The following is a 13154-nucleotide window of genomic DNA, read 5'->3' on the forward strand; positions in this document are numbered from 1 at the left end:
ATAGGTATGAAAATTAATATTTTTGGTATGTTTGTTGAGGAAATAGGGGAAGCCATTGGGCCCTATGGTTTGCCTAAATTTCGTGCTGCACAAATTGCAAAATGGATTTATCAGCATGGTATTGATGATTTTGAAAATATGACTAATTTGTCGAAAGATCATCGTAAATTGCTCATGGAGCACTTTGTTATTCATAGAGTGTCAACCCAAGCTGTTCAGCAGTCTGCTGATGGTAAGACGAGTAAATATTTATTAAGATTTCATGATGGCATGGCTGTAGAAACGGTATTGATGAGGCAAACTTATGGAAATAGTGTCTGTGTATCCACGCAAGTTGGATGTGCGATGGGTTGCGTATTTTGTGCTTCAACCTTAAATGGCGTTACCAGAAATCTAACAGGTGGCGAAATTTTAGCTCAAGTTTTATATGTGAATCAACTGTTGCAGCAAGAAGAGCAACATGTAAATACCATTGTAATTATGGGAGCTGGAGAACCTCTCGCAAATTATGAAAATGTATTAAAATTTATACGTTTATGTCATGCAGATTATTGCTTAAATCTAAGTTATCGCAGTATTACTATATCGACATCTGGCTTGGTACCGGAAATTGATCAATTAGCGAATGAAGGTTTACCAGTCACTTTGTCTATTTCATTACATGCGCCTAATAACGAAATTCGTTCACAGCTGATGCCGATTAATAATCGTTATCCACTTGTTGAAGTGCTAGCGGCAGCCAACCGTTATGCACAGCAAACAGGGCGGCAAGTTACATATGAATATGTACTCATCGCCGATGTCAATGACCAAGCTCATCATGCTAAACAATTGGCAGGACTCATGAGAGGGCGATTGGCAAATGTGAATTTAATTCCTGTTAATTCCGTACTTGAGCGGGGATTATTGCGTCCAAGCAATAAACAGGTGCAATTATTTGAACAAATTCTTCTTGAACGAAAAATCAATGTGACAGTGCGACGTGAAATGGGTACAGATATATTGGCTGCTTGCGGGCAGTTGCGGCACAAAAATTTAACAGAAGCAAAAGTGATAGAAGCAAGTGATCTTTAGCAAGAAAAATTGATGTTTATCCATAGAGTCTAAGATGGGGTGGCAAGTGCCACCCCATCTTAGACTCTATTAATTTTCTTCTCCAGCGCCGACTAAGGGTAATACTTTATCTACACGAAAGGATACTAAATATAGATTTTCATCCGTTTTACACCCATCTTTCTTACAGTGACGGCGTAAAGAAAACAACAATTCTGTATTTTTTTCCTCTTTTTCTTTAGTAAGATAGATCCGTTTACCAGTCATTGTACCAGCTTCAATAAATAAGAAACAAGCATGTGGATTCACTTCAATATTTTTATGAGTTTTACGTTCACGCATAATAAAAGAGAGCAGACCGTCCTCTATCGTGTGGGGAGTGCCATAGACAGCAGCATTGACGACTCCATCATCATCAGCAGTCGATAATACGCCAGTACCTTTTACAGATGCAAAATATTCTTTAAAGTTCATAATTAGTCCTCCTATAATGATTTGTTATGATGTTTATATTCCTGATTATTTTTACTAAAACCTTCTTCACCAAATAGAAATTAAAAATATATTTAATAAATAAAATTTGGGATTATTTAGAGTTGATTATTATAGCATATTAATCCTGTATTTTGACTATGCTGGGAATATAACGTATAATATAATATATTAATTTATTGGTGAGGTAATGGCCGTGAAGTTTGTACGAAGTTTGGAAAATATATTTGAGAAATATATTGAAGGTTTTTTTAATAATAAATTTTCGAGTGGTTTACAACCTGTAGAGATTGCCAAACAGTTGGTTCGGCAAATGGATGATGAGCGAACTGTTGGTATTTCCCAAATTTATGTACCAAACTCTTATATGGTTTACTTAAATAAGGCTGATTATGAGCGCATTGGATCTTATAGTCAGTCTATTTGCAAAGAACTTTCTATTTATTTAGTTGAGCAAGCGAAAAGTCGAAAATACACTATGAGTGGCATACCATTTGTAGAAATTTATCAGGATGATAGTGTTGGTAAGGGGAAATTTCGCATTCTGAGTACCTTTAGCGAACCTCTTATTGAGGAAACTGATGGCTTAGGTATTCAAGTAGACTGCCAGGAAGTATCTGATACTCGTATTTTTGATAAAATTGACTGTGATTTTCTCAAGAAGGCTGATCTAGTTGGGATATTAATGGTGGTAGAAGGGCCAGATATGGGGCTGGAAGTTAATATGGGGATTCACCGTATTAATATTGGTCGACGTGCGAGCAATGAATTACCTTTGACAGATATGAATACTTCTCGTTTGCAAGCTTATGTAGTATATGAAGAAAATCATCATGTAATTTATGATGCCAAAAGTCTAAATGGTACATATGTCAATAGCCATCGTATTATGCGTAAGGAGTTAGAGGTCGGTGATCGCATCAAAATAGGTAATACAGTTATTTTGTATGAGGTGAATTAAATTGCCTAATAAAGCATTGGTCTTTAATTTAATTGGTATTGTGTTGCAATATAGTTTACTGATTTTAATTTATTATTTTTTATTTAGAGTCATTAATCTTATCGTGAAAGATGTAAGAACACCAGAAAATCGTACTTCTGTAAAGCCTAAAAGCAGTACTCGAACACATGATGATAGAGGTAAGCTAGTAGTGATTGATCGTGGCCAGGTTCAATTAGAAAGGGATCAATTTATTATGGGCGGTACACTATCGATTGGGCGCAGTGAGCATAATGAAATTTTTGTTGATGATGCCTTTGTGTCCTATGAACATGCTATTATTAATAAAAATAAGCAGGGATATTGGCTGACGGATCTGAATAGTACAAATAAAACCTATTTAAATAATCAGCCTGTGAATATAGAAACTTTGTTAAAAAATGGTGATTTAATTAAAATTGGAGCGGTAACATTTCGCTTCGAGGGGTGAGGGATATTGTGCTGGTACATGTAATGTCTGATATTGGACTAGTTAGAGCAACGAATGAAGATAGTTATATTTGTGAACCACCGCATTTATTTGTTGTGGCTGACGGAATGGGAGGACATTTGGCTGGTGAGATTGCTAGTAAACTAGCAGTTACGACCATCAGTCGTTATATCAAAGAAAATGATGGTAAATTCAAGGATGAAGAACTGCTTAGACAGGCTATGACTCAAGCTAATACATCAGTTTATCAATTATCACTTTCTAAAGAAGAATTTAATGGCATGGGTACGACTGTAACAGCAGTTTATATGGAAAATAATAAGATTTTTTGGGGACATGTTGGCGATAGTCGTATTTATTTATTGCGCAATGGAGAGTTTAGTCAAATCACAAATGATCATTCTTTAGTTTGGGAGTTAGTGCAAAGCGGTAATATAACAAAAGAAGAAGCAAAAATTCATCCCAAGAGAAATATGCTGACTCGTGCAGTTGGTACAAGTTGTCTGATTAAGATCGACACAGGTGTTATTGCACTCGAATCAGAAGATATTATTCTAATGTGCACTGATGGTCTAACCAATATGGTAAGTCATCAGGATATTTATAACCTACTTAAAAATAGTCAAGATGATTTAGAATGTATCACCAATCAGCTAGTTGTTAATGCTAAAAATGCTGGTGGTTCAGATAATATTACAGTGATTTTACTTAAAAATGGGGATGCGTAAAAGATGACTAGCATACGGCACTCTGAGCGTAGATTGCTCTTAATTGCTGGTGTAATTATGTTAAATGGTATCTTAGCAGTTAGTTTCACACAAGGTAGTCTTGATTATGGTGTTATTGGTGCTACTTGCGGGCTGATGCTTGGTTTTATGTTAGTGAATGCGGTGCTGTATAAAGCTGGACATGGTGGTGATCCTATCTTTTTACCCTTAGCGGCATTACTAACGGGAATTGGATTAACTATGATTCTTCGACTTAAACCCGATTTGTTCCTATTACAGGCGATGTGGGTGGGAATTGGGCTACTCATTTTTTTAGCATCAACATTTATTTCTCGAAGACTAGAAGAAGTGGCTAAATTCAAATATGTATGTGGTTTTATTGGTGTTGGTTTATTATTAATTGCTATTTTGTTTGGGGTAGATATTGGTGGGCATAAAAGTTGGGTTATTATTGGTCCCATTCGATTTCAACCGTCGGAATTTGCCAAGATGTTTATTGTCTTGTTTTTAGCAGCGTATTTAAGTGAACGACGTGAATTACTGACCTTGGCCACTCGGCATTATGGACCTTTGGTATTGCCTCATCCTAGATTTATTGCTCCTCTTATTGCAGTATGGGGTATTGCGATGATGATGTTTATCTTGCAGCGCGATATGGGAGCAGCTTTATTATATTTCGGGATTGCGATTATCATGACTTATATGGTAAGTGGGCGGTTTAGTTATGTAATTATTGGTTTATTGTTGTTTTTAATTGGTTCAGTTGTGTGTTATAAATTATACTCTCACATTCAAACACGGGTAGATATATGGCTTAATCCATGGGTTGATCCGAATGGTGGAGCCTATCAAATTGTACAATCTTTGTTTGCTTTTGGTTCAGGCGGAATTATAGGCAGTGGTCTTACCTATGGTTTTCCGAATATGATTCCTGAAGTTCATACAGATTTTATTTTTGCAGCGATTGGAGAAGAAATGGGACTGGTTGGAGCAGGTGGGATTATTATTTTATATATCATTATGGTGTATCGTGCTTTTCGCGTAGCCTTATTATCAACAATGTCATTCAGCATGCTCGTAGCTGGAGGGTTAGCAGTCTCTATGGGGTTACAGATTTTTTTGATTATTGGCGGGGTAACTAAATTTTTTCCCTTAACAGGCATTACATTGCCTTTCATCAGCTATGGTGGTAGTTCCATTGTTGCTAATTTCATTTTACTAGGTATGCTATTTTCCATATCGGAAGTGAGATCATATCATGCGAAATGACATAGGAGAGATTAGAAAAAATATTCAGAACGTAACCTTCGCTTTACTCGGCCTACTGGCGATTTTATTTATCTATTTATCCTATATACAAGTTGTTGAACAGGATTTTTTGGTCACTCATCCATTGAATCGTCGTAATGCTGCTGGAAATCGTAATCTTCAGTATGGTATGATTCTTGATAAAAATGGCGAAAAATTAGCTTACAGTGAGAAAAAAGGGAATAGTTTTACACGCACATATCCATATGCAGCCATTACAGCTCCTTTGGTGGGGTATGATAGCGCTAAATATGGTAAAGCGGGCCTTGAAAGTACATATAACAGTTATTTGACGGGAATGAATAATCAACTCCGTCATTTAGGTGCTATCAGTCACTTGTGGTCAAATCAGACTGGTAATAATGTAGTACTGACCTTAGATGCTAAACTGCAGGAAGCAGCTTATCGAGCACTCGGTGAGCATCGAGGAGCAGTTGTCGTTATGTCGCCCCGGACGGGTGCTATCTTAGCGATGGTGAGTAAACCTAGCTTTAATCCCAACATATTGGAACAAAAATGGGAAAGTATTTCAACTGCTGATAATAGTCCTCTGCTTAACCGTGCTGTTCAAGGTTTGTATCCACCAGGATCAATTATAAAGGTGATGATGGCCGATGCAGCATTATCAGAAAAAATTACGGATATGAATAAGACAATTCGTTGTGAAGGTATATTACAGGTGCCTCCCGACTATGTTTTGGAAGAGAGTGGTCATAAAGCACATGGTAATCTTAATTTAGAAGAAGCCTTAACTGTTTCCTGCAATGTAACATTTGGTACTTTGGCATTGGAGTTAGGTGGCAAGAGGATGGCTAAGACTTTTGATCGATATGGTTTTAAACGTCCGATTGGACCTGATTTACAAGAAGTTCAATCTCACTTGCCTGATTTTAATTCACTTGGCAACGGCGATTTGGCCCAAACAGGCATTGGTCAAGGCAGTTTATTAGTGACCCCATTACGGATGGCGATGCTTGTGAGTACATTCGCTAATAAAGGAATTATTATGAAACCATATATTGTTGATAAAATAACTGACTCTGATGGTAATTCCATAAAAGAATTTATGCCTGAAGAGTGGTTGACTCCAACAACTTCTCAATTAGCTAGTGCAATTAATAAAATGATGGTAACAGTCGTAAATGAAGGTACAGGTAGTGGAGCTCACTTGTCGGGGGTAAAGGTGGCGGGTAAGACCGGCACGGCAGAGAATCCTCATGGTGATTCTCATGCCTGGTTTATTGGATTTGCACCAGCTGATAATCCAGAGGTTGTTATAGCGGTTATTGTTGAAAATGCTGGTGCAGGTGGTAGTATAGCAGCACCCATTGCGGGACAAATTTTAGCAAAGGCATTACATTAAAGGGGGGGTGATCGTTTACATGATTAATCGAACACTTGATAAGAGATACACTATTTTGGAACATATTGGCGGCGGAGGTATGGCTGACGTTTATCGAGCACATGATAAATTGTTAGAACGTTCTGTTGCTGTAAAAGTTTTGCGTTCACAATTTGCAAATGATGAACAATTCGTTGCTCGTTTTCGTCGTGAAGCTCAAGCGGCAGCCCGGTTATCTCATCATAATATTGTAAATATGTATGATGTTGGTCAAGATGGAGATGTACATTATATTGTCATGGAATATATATCTGGTGAGACTCTTAAGGAACGTATTTTGCGAGAGCCATTGCCAATCGAGAATGCAGTACGGATCGCTGCCGATATTGCGGAAGCATTAGAACATGCGCATCAAAATAATTTGGTACATTGTGATATAAAACCCCATAATATTCTGATGACCCGTGCTGGGCGTATTAAAGTGACTGATTTTGGTATAGCGAGAGCTGTTAGTTCAGCAACACTACACCATACGGGTACCATCATTGGATCCGTACATTATTTTTCACCAGAGCAAGCTAAAGGGAGCGCAGTAGGCGCTAAATCTGATATTTATTCATTAGGTGTTGTATTATATGAAATGTTAACAGGTGTATTGCCTTTTAATGGTGAAACGCCAATTAGTATTGCATTGCAACATTTACAAGAAGAGCCACGTCCCATGCGAGAAATCAAGCCAGATATTCCACCATTATTAGAAGCTATTGTTCTTAAAGCAATGGCTAAAGACGTTGCTCATCGCTTTAATGATATTAGTGAAATGATTGCTGATTTAAAGTCAGTACAAAATTACCTTCGTGATGACAATACTCATTTGTTGTCTCGAAGTGATTTTCCAACTCAAATATTGCCACGTCTTGATGAAAGTGTCATTAACTCAACCGCTAAACCAACTGTTTCAGAACAAAGTAATAACCAATTATCTAAAAGTTATAAACCAAAAGGTTGGGTATGGGGGTTATTAGTACTTTTACTCGTTGGTTTTATAATAGGAGCATTTTTCTCTTTTGGTAAATTTTGGAGCAATAATGAAGTTGCCGTTAGCAGTGTAGTCGGTAAGCAAGTTGAAGTTGCTCGCAATATTTTAGCAAATCAAAATTTAAGGGTAAGTGAATCGGAAATATTTAGTGATAAAGTACCAGCAGGCTATATTATTTCTCAATATCCTGAGGCTGGCAGCGTTGTAAAAGAACAACGGATGATTGTTCTTGTTGTGAGTAAAGGTGGTGAGGTTGCCATCGTACCTGACCTTAAAGGATTAAATCGTCGAGATGCAGAACTTAAAATTAAAAATGCGGGACTTGTTGTTGGTCGAGTTGATGAACAATTTAATACAGATGTACCTGCTGATACCATTATTGCGCAGCAGCCTCGCCCACCGGTACAAGTCAATAAGAATACAGCTGTTGATCTTGTGATTAGTAAAGGCGCTGCTCCGCGTAAAATTTCTTTGCCTGATTTTAGAGGTACACCATTAAGTACAGTGGGTACACAACTTGAAAGTTTAAAATTAAAACAAGGCAAAGTAACTGAGGAAGCCAATAGTAAATATTCACCAGGGACGATTATCGGACAAAATCCAGTAGCTGCTACAGAGGCATCAGAAGGTTTAGCTATAGATTTTACTGTCGCAAAAGCCGAAGTGAATACTGCAAAACGAGTCGCACTCGCTATCACCGTGCCTGAAGGAGCTGCTCGCCAAGCTGTGCAGATTATCGTGACAGACACGAATGGACGACGTGTTGTTTATGAGAATGTGCATAAACCTGGAGAAAAGATTGAAAAGGTGGTTGAAGGTAACGGGCAAGTTAGAGTACAAGTCTATAGTAATGGAATCTTATTACAAGAACAAACAATATAGCAGGAGGTACAAATGCTAAATGGAGTAATCATAAGAGCATATAATAGTTTTTATTATGTACAAACTGCTGACAATGTGGTTTCATGTAAATTGCGTGGACGTTTCAAAAAGGAACGATTTTCACTATTAGTGGGAGATCAAGTAGAGTATGAGATGGCAGGTGCTGGTAAAGGCATCATTGAAAATATTTTGCCGCGGCGTAGTATGCTCAGAAGGCCCATGATTGCCAATATTGATCAAGTGATTCTTACCTTTGCCGCGGTGAATCCTAATATCAATCGAATTTTGGTAGATCGTTTTCTCGTTTTGGCGGAAATGTCAGAATTAGAAATCATTCTTTGCATTAATAAAATTGATCTTGCAGATAGTCAAGAGTTAGAAGAGATTGTTACTCACTATCGTGGAATTGGTTATCAAGTTCTTACCGTATCAGCAAAAGCCGATTTAGGCATCAATGAATTACGTAGTAAGTTGTATGGTAAAATTAGTGTGTTTGCTGGTCCATCTGGAGCCGGCAAATCTACGCTACTAAACAATATTGAACGAGGCCTAACCTTAGTAACGGGTGAATTGAGTGAAAAAATTGGTCGAGGTAAGCATACGACCCGTTTTGCAGAGTTATTACCCTTGTCTGGAGGCGGTTTTGTTGTTGACACACCTGGTTTTAGTTTTACTGAGTTCAATGACATGAAACCAACGGAATTAATGCATTGTTTTCCTGAGATATCAGACCGCGTGTCTGAATGTAAATTTAGCACTTGCATTCATTCGAGAGAGCCTCGATGTGCGGTCAAACAAGCCGTAGCAGATGGAAAGATTGATGAACAACGATATCAATCCTACCTTGAGATCTTAGGAGAAATTACTGAAAATAAAAAGGGGTTTTAACTATCATGATAAAAATTGCACCATCAATTCTTTCTGCTGATTTTTCTAAATTAGCAGATGAAATCAAGCGAGTAGAAATTGCCGGAGCTGATATATTACATATTGACGTAATGGATGGTCATTTTGTACCTAATCTAACCTTTGGCCCGCCTGTTGTCGCATCAATTCGCAAAGTAACAACGATGATGTTTGATGTACATCTTATGGTAAATAATCCTCAAGATTTTATTGATTCCTTTGCTAAGGCAGGGGCAGATCTTATTACAATTCATGTTGAGACGGCACCACATTTACATCGTCTCATACAAAATATTAAAGAACATGGATTAAAAGCCGCCGTATCTCTTAATCCTTCCACGTCCCTATCTACGATTGAAGAAGTGCTCGGTGAAGTTGATATGGTGTTATTAATGACTGTCAATCCAGGTTTTGGTGGTCAGAAATTTATTCCAGAGATGCTTGATAAAATTGCTCGATTACGAAAGATGATTACTGAACGTAATTTGTCAGTTGATATTCAAGTCGATGGTGGGATAAATGCAGCAACTGCACGACAAGTGATTGCTGCTGGTGCCAATATTTTGGTTGCAGGATCAGCCGTTTATCAAGCCCCAGATATTGAACAAGCCATTCGGGATATTCGAGGGACTTGATTATTTTAAAAAATACTGGTAATATATATACATAACTAAATAAGTGAGCCTTTGGGGCAAGGTGAAAAAGAGTAATCTTTTAATTCCTTACCGGCGGTGACTAGCCCGCGAGCCGTATGGCTGATCCGGTGAAATTCCGGAGCCGACAGTATAGTCTGGATGGAAAAAGGTTTATATTAAAGTGTGTTTGTGAAAACGCAACCTTAATATAAAGAGTTTGTTGTTGAAACAAGTTCTTTCATAAGGTTTAATATTGATAACTATTTTCCTATATTCTACAAGGCTGTTAAAAAAGTGTAAAAACTTTTTCAACAGCTTATTTTTTTGGAGGATTCAGTTATGGATGAGCAGTATATGAGGCAAGCGCTGGTCATAGCCCAGTATGCCATTGGCCGTACGAGTCCGAATCCCATGGTTGGTGCTGTGATCGTTCGTAATGGACGAGTTGTTGGTCAAGGTTGGCATAAGAAGGCAGGTACGCCACATGCTGAAATTAATGCACTGCAGCAAGCTGGAGAATTAGCTCGAGATGCTACTATGTATGTGACCTTAGAACCTTGTTCCCATCATGGAAGAACAGGGCCATGTGCCGATGCCGTAATTGCCGCAGGCATCAAAAAAGTCATTGTTGCTATGAATGACCCCAATCCTCTTGTTGCAGGGCAAGGTATCAACAAGTTACGTGAAGCAGGTATTGAGGTCATAGAAGGAGTACTCGCAGCTGAAGCTGCTAAGCTTAATGAAATTTTTATTAAGTGGATTTCAACAAAGTTACCTTTTATCGCTTTAAAAAGTGGGATGTCACTTGATGGTAAAATCGCTGCTCATACTGGACATTCCCAGTGGATTACAGGGCCTAAGTCTCGCGAACGTGTGCAGCAACTAAGAGATTGTTATGATGCCATTTTAGTTGGAATTGGTACAGTACTTGCGGATAACCCGCGTTTAACAACTCGCCTTTCATATGAGGGGAAAAATCCAATTCGAATTATTATTGATAGTATGGCACGGACTCCTCTTGATGCACATGTGGTGATTGATGGATTGGCTCCAACAATTATTGTAGTGACTCCCAAGGCCCCAATTGATAGAGTAAATGCTTTGCGTGAATGCGGTGTTGAAGTACTATCTATTGAATCTAAGGAAGCTGGTGTCAACTTACGTCAAACTTTCAAAACCTTAGCTGCGCGTGAGATTACAAGTATTCTCGTTGAAGGTGGCGCAAGAATTAATGGATCAGTCATGGAAGAGCATCTTGTGGATAAAATCTATTGGTTTATTGCCCCTAAAATTATAGGCGGTCATGGTGCCTTAGGTCCTGTCGGGGGACAAGGTGTAACTGACGTAAATCATGCTCATTTGTTTGAAGATATGACGATTGAGCCTATCGGGCAAGATATATTAATTAGCGCTTATATGTGCAACCGGGAGGGACGAGATGTTTACCGGACTTGTGGAAGAATTAGGTAAAATAAAAGCCATTACCCATGGAGCCAAATCTGTACGCATAACGGTATTAGCAAGCACGGTACTAAGTGATGTGCAGCTTGGTGATAGTATCGCTGTTAATGGAACATGTTTGACTGTTGTAGAATTTTCTACAACATGGTTCACAGCAGATGTTATGCCAGAGACGGTAAAGAGCACTGTACTTGCAACTTTAAAAATTGGTGATACAGTCAATCTTGAACGAACACTGCGTGTAGGAGACCGCTTTGGTGGGCATATTGTTAGTGGACATATTGATGGCGTTGGTACGATTAGTGCCAAAGAATTAAATGATATCGCAATGATTGTTACAATCAAAGCAGGTTCTGAAGTAATGAAATACATAGTAAAAAAGGGATCAATTGCCATTGATGGAATTAGCTTGACTGTTGTTGAATATGATCAAGATTGGTTTACTGTATCTTTGATCCCTCATAGTGCTGGTCGCACGACACTTGGATTTAAAAAAATTGGCGACAGTGTAAATCTAGAGGGCGATGTGATTGGAAAATATGTAGAAAAATTACTAGGTTTACAATCCAATCAGCCACATAACGCAAAGAGTAAAATTGAGATGAGTTTCTTACAACAGCATGGTTTTACGCTATAACATGATCTTAAAAAATTTGTGGAGGTATTATAATGAAATTTAATACAATTGATGAAGCGATTGAAGATATAAAAAATGGTAAAATGATTGTTGTTGTTGATGATGAAGATCGTGAAAATGAAGGCGATTTACTAATGGCTGCTGACAAAGTAACTCCTGAAGCCATTAATTTTATGGCTACTCATGGACGTGGATTGATTTGTATGCCGATTATTGGATCAAGACTTGATGAACTTGGAATTGGTGCCATGGTGTGTGATAATACAGATAATCATTGTACAGCTTTTACAGTGTCCGTTGATGCTCATACGACCACAACAGGGATTTCTGCCCCGGAACGGGCCGAAACAGTTCTTGCCATGCTTGATCCCAATTCTCGACCTGAACATTTTAGACGACCAGGCCATGTATTTCCACTCCGCTATGTGGAAGGCGGAGTTTTACGCCGGGCTGGACATACAGAAGCAGCAGTTGATTTACCTAAAATGGCTGGCTTATATCCTGCTGGTGTGATTTGTGAAATTATGAATGATGATGGTACTATGGCGCGGGTACCTGATCTGCAAGAATTTGTGAAAAAACATGATTTAAAATTGATTACCATTGCAGATTTAATCAGATACCGCAAAGCAACTGAACTTTTCATAAAACGTGGAGCTGAAACCACGATGCCAACTCAATATGGAAATTTTAAACTTGTTGCCTATGAAAGTAAACTTGATAATCAGTGTCATATCGCTTTGGTAAAGGGTGATATAGAGGGCAAAAAAAATGTTTTAGTGCGTATACATTCTGAATGTTTAACAGGAGATGCATTTGGTTCACTTCGTTGTGATTGTGGGGAACAATTAGCTACTTCTTTAAAACGTATTGATCAAGAAGGTGAAGGCGTTCTGGTGTATATGCGACAGGAAGGAAGAGGCATTGGTCTTGCCAATAAAATGCTTGCTTATGCATTACAGGATCAAGGCAAAGATACTGTTGAAGCCAATGAACTGTTAGGATTTGCTCCTGATTTAAGAGATTATGGTATCGGAGCTCAAATATTAGTTGATTTAGGTTTGACTAGCATTCGCCTATTGACCAATAATCCTAAGAAGAGAGCTGGGCTTGAGGGTTATGGATTGACGATTTCTGAACGAGTCCCAGTAGAGGTTAAAGCCAATCGATTTAATCAACGCTACTTATCTGTAAAAAAAGCTAAAATGGGGCATTTGCTCAAACAAAATGGGGAGGAATAG

General features: G+C 38.3%; 13 protein-coding genes and 1 riboswitch. Of the genes, 12 read left to right on the top strand and 1 reads right to left on the bottom strand.

What is annotated here, in order from left to right:
- The first annotated feature begins 6 nt into the window (after positions 1-6).
- The gene (rlmN, locus tag ACAN52_RS03215) at positions 7-1074 is read left to right on the top strand and encodes a 23S rRNA (adenine(2503)-C(2))-methyltransferase RlmN (protein WP_378952136.1); all 1068 of its coding nucleotides are present in this window, start codon (positions 7-9) and stop codon (positions 1072-1074) included.
- A 69-nt stretch (positions 1075-1143) separates the two neighbouring features.
- Here the strand turns inward: rlmN and ACAN52_RS03220 are convergent, their stop codons facing one another.
- A complete protein-coding gene (locus ACAN52_RS03220; protein WP_378952139.1) occupies positions 1144-1527 on the bottom strand; it encodes a pyridoxamine 5'-phosphate oxidase family protein in 384 nt (127 codons plus the stop codon).
- Positions 1528-1735: 208 nt separating this feature from the next.
- On the opposite strand from ACAN52_RS03220, the gene ACAN52_RS03225 reads away from it, so the two are divergent.
- From ACAN52_RS03225 to ACAN52_RS03275, 11 genes are all read left to right on the top strand, one after another.
- On the top strand, positions 1736-2506 hold the full coding sequence (locus ACAN52_RS03225) for an FhaA domain-containing protein (RefSeq protein WP_378952142.1): 771 nt from the start codon (positions 1736-1738) through the stop codon (positions 2504-2506).
- Between the two features lies 1 nt (position 2507).
- Positions 2508-2975 (top strand): FHA domain-containing protein, encoded by a 468-nt coding sequence (locus ACAN52_RS03230; RefSeq protein WP_378952145.1) that lies wholly within the window; start codon positions 2508-2510, stop codon positions 2973-2975.
- Between the two features lie 8 nt (positions 2976-2983).
- On the top strand, positions 2984-3703 hold the full coding sequence (locus ACAN52_RS03235) for a Stp1/IreP family PP2C-type Ser/Thr phosphatase (protein WP_378952148.1): 720 nt from the start codon (positions 2984-2986) through the stop codon (positions 3701-3703).
- A gap of 3 nt (positions 3704-3706) precedes the next feature.
- A complete protein-coding gene (locus ACAN52_RS03240; protein ID WP_378952151.1) occupies positions 3707-4972 on the top strand; it encodes an FtsW/RodA/SpoVE family cell cycle protein in 1266 nt (421 codons plus the stop codon).
- On the top strand, positions 4962-6374 hold the full coding sequence (locus tag ACAN52_RS03245) for a peptidoglycan D,D-transpeptidase FtsI family protein (RefSeq protein WP_378952154.1): 1413 nt from the start codon (positions 4962-4964) through the stop codon (positions 6372-6374). Before ACAN52_RS03240 ends, ACAN52_RS03245 begins: the two co-directional genes overlap by 11 nt.
- A gap of 19 nt (positions 6375-6393) precedes the next feature.
- Entirely contained in the window at positions 6394-8274 is a 1881-nt protein-coding gene (pknB, locus tag ACAN52_RS03250; protein ID WP_378952157.1) for a Stk1 family PASTA domain-containing Ser/Thr kinase, read from the top strand.
- A 12-nt stretch (positions 8275-8286) separates the two neighbouring features.
- Entirely contained in the window at positions 8287-9162 is an 876-nt protein-coding gene (gene rsgA / locus ACAN52_RS03255) for a ribosome small subunit-dependent GTPase A (protein ID WP_378952160.1), read from the top strand.
- A gap of 5 nt (positions 9163-9167) precedes the next feature.
- Positions 9168-9815: a ribulose-phosphate 3-epimerase gene (gene rpe / locus ACAN52_RS03260; protein WP_378952163.1), complete on the top strand. Its 648-nt coding sequence runs from the start codon at positions 9168-9170 to the stop codon at positions 9813-9815.
- A 43-nt stretch (positions 9816-9858) separates the two neighbouring features.
- Positions 9859-9990, top strand: a riboswitch (FMN riboswitch).
- A 164-nt stretch (positions 9991-10154) separates the two neighbouring features.
- Positions 10155-11285 (top strand): bifunctional diaminohydroxyphosphoribosylaminopyrimidine deaminase/5-amino-6-(5-phosphoribosylamino)uracil reductase RibD, encoded by a 1131-nt coding sequence (gene ribD, locus ACAN52_RS03265; protein WP_378952166.1) that lies wholly within the window; start codon positions 10155-10157, stop codon positions 11283-11285.
- Positions 11254-11913 carry a riboflavin synthase gene (gene ribE, locus ACAN52_RS03270; RefSeq protein WP_378952169.1) on the top strand — a complete coding sequence of 220 codons (660 nt, stop codon included), beginning with the start codon at positions 11254-11256 and terminating at the stop codon, positions 11911-11913. Before ribD ends, ribE begins: the two co-directional genes overlap by 32 nt.
- A 32-nt stretch (positions 11914-11945) precedes the next feature.
- A complete protein-coding gene (locus tag ACAN52_RS03275; protein ID WP_378952172.1) occupies positions 11946-13154 on the top strand; it encodes a bifunctional 3,4-dihydroxy-2-butanone-4-phosphate synthase/GTP cyclohydrolase II in 1209 nt (402 codons plus the stop codon).

It is taken from the genome of Pelosinus sp. sgz500959 (assembly GCF_042610375.1).
Lineage (GTDB): Bacteria > Bacillota > Negativicutes > DSM-13327 > DSM-13327 > CTSoil-075.